The sequence below is a fragment of the Loigolactobacillus iwatensis genome, from assembly GCF_003950295.1.
GTDB lineage: Bacteria > Bacillota > Bacilli > Lactobacillales > Lactobacillaceae > Loigolactobacillus > Loigolactobacillus iwatensis.
In genome coordinates this window covers 1-2,116 of sequence record NZ_RHNP01000076.1, presented here as the reverse complement: position 1 = coordinate 2,116, position 2,116 = coordinate 1, and the positions used below count along the sequence as shown (strand labels likewise).

Here is a 2,116-nt window from a genome sequence, read left to right as displayed (position 1 = left end):
ATGTAAAAGACAAACCGATTTCTCAATTTCGAGAAGCCGGTTTGCCTTTTTTAAACGGTCGATTATTTACTGCTTACATCATTACATAATCAAGCGGCGTATAAACGAGTTACAGCTGAGGCGAGTTAATGAGCGACTATAGCTCTAACAAAAACAATAATGTTTTATTGGGCCTAAATATGAAAAACTTGGTTAAATGAAGTTTATGGTCAGAATTATCACGAAACAGGCGGAATTGTTCACCTATTGTTGTTCAAGAGCGCTATAAAAGGCATAAACTAAATTTTATTGTTTCCGTGAACGTTCTCAAATGATAGTAGAAGTGTGACAAGAGGACTTAATATCATGGTAAATTACACTGCAAAAAGATTATCAAAGAACGATTTTGTTTATCGATTAAATAAAAGGTTTCAGAATATTTAAATGAGAAAACACTGTATGGAGTTTAGCATGATCAGAATTTGCAATCAGTTTGATAATTTAGGCCTAAAAAAGTGAGAGAGCTGCTGCTGGATCATAAAGTACATGGGAAAATGCATATATAGGGACCCGTAAATGATCAATTTAACCGTTTTTAGGAAAACATGTTCAAGCTATCTTGAAGGCACCATACTTGATATTGAATTGAACACGGATAATATTGCTACCAAGGTGTGTCTTCAAATTAAAAAAAGTTCGTTAATTGTAGAAAATGTAACTGCTTTTGCGGTTAATGTCCTGCCTTTCCTAGATTATCTTAATAATGAACACTAAAATGTCGTAATTATTTGTTGATAATGTGTTTTCATAAATTACAAGTTTATTCATAATACTTTTTTTACAGAATTGGCTAAATTAGTAATAAAACTGAAACATGATTGCCATTTTAAAATGTTATAGTTAAATCATTGAATTAACAGTAATGGACTAAAGGTATATTTGGAGGAGTCATTTTGATGATTAGTCACCCAACAGTAAAACAAAGTAAGTCGAGGTATTTGACGACTAAGGGAATTATATTATTTTCCTTTGGATTAGGGATCCTGTCTTTTAATCCACAGCGTGTGAATGCTGCGGAAACAACACAAAAACCTGATCAAACTACGCAATCTTCTATTACAGCAGATACACCTTCACAAATTAACGAGGTTACTCTACAGACAAATAATGGCACCACGGCAATAACATCTGATTCTAATGTAACTGCAACAAAGGCTAATAGTGTGGCAGTTGCATCTCAATCCGCAGCCAGTGAGGGTAGTTTAGCGGCTGGTGGAAGTGTTACGGCCCAAAATAGTAGCACTGTTGCTCAAGTTGTAACAAATACCAGTAGTTACGCAGGCATACCTCAAGCCGCTCCGGCCAGCGCCGCTAATGAAAGTAGTTTGTCGGCCGAAAGTGGGAGTGTTACTAGTCAAACTGGTAGTACAACTGCCCAAATCACAACAAATAATAGCAGTTCTACAGATGGTGTTACAGCACCTCAATCTACCGTGGCTACGGGTAACGAAGTGTCCAGCACTGCCTCTCAGGCCGCAACTTCGGCAACTAATGTATCCGACTCAACTACGCAAGTGGCCAATGATAATACAATGACAACTGAACAAAAAGATTTGTCCGATGGCGTTGAAAATAGTGCTAAGGGTACTTCTTTTGAAACTGAGCAAACGGCAGATGAAACTACGAATGATTTGAGTTCGGCCGATACGGCAAATATCCAAAATTTCAATGGTGATGATGATACGGCTTTTGTCAATGCAAAATCTGCCGCTCAGGCCAATTACATAGAAACGGGTAGGCCGCAAGTGTTATCGCGCACAGATGCTACTGCAACAAATGTATCAGCGGTTAAGACAGGATGGGCAAAAGAACAAAATAACTGGGTATTTAAAGATAATCAGGGGAAAAATAAAACTGGCTGGTTTAAACAAGAAGCCACTTGGTATTATTTTAATAAGTCAGGTATTATGCAGACTGGTTGGAAGAATATTGACACCGCCTGGTATCACTTAGCAAATTGGGGTGGTATGAATACTGGCTGGTATAAGGAAAACCAAACTTGGTATCACTTAGCAAATTGGGGTGGTATGAATACTGGCTGGTATAAGGAAAACCAAACTTGGTATCACTTAGCAAA

The 2,116-nt window shown here is 37.5% G+C and carries 1 protein-coding gene; it reads left to right on the top strand.

Annotated elements, in window-relative coordinates; genetic code table 11:
- Positions 1–935: 935 nt before the first annotated feature.
- Positions 936–2,116, top strand: a 1,181-nt coding sequence (locus tag EKM98_RS11885) for an N-acetylmuramoyl-L-alanine amidase family protein (protein ID WP_404802952.1), incomplete at its 3' end; no start/stop codon positions are given.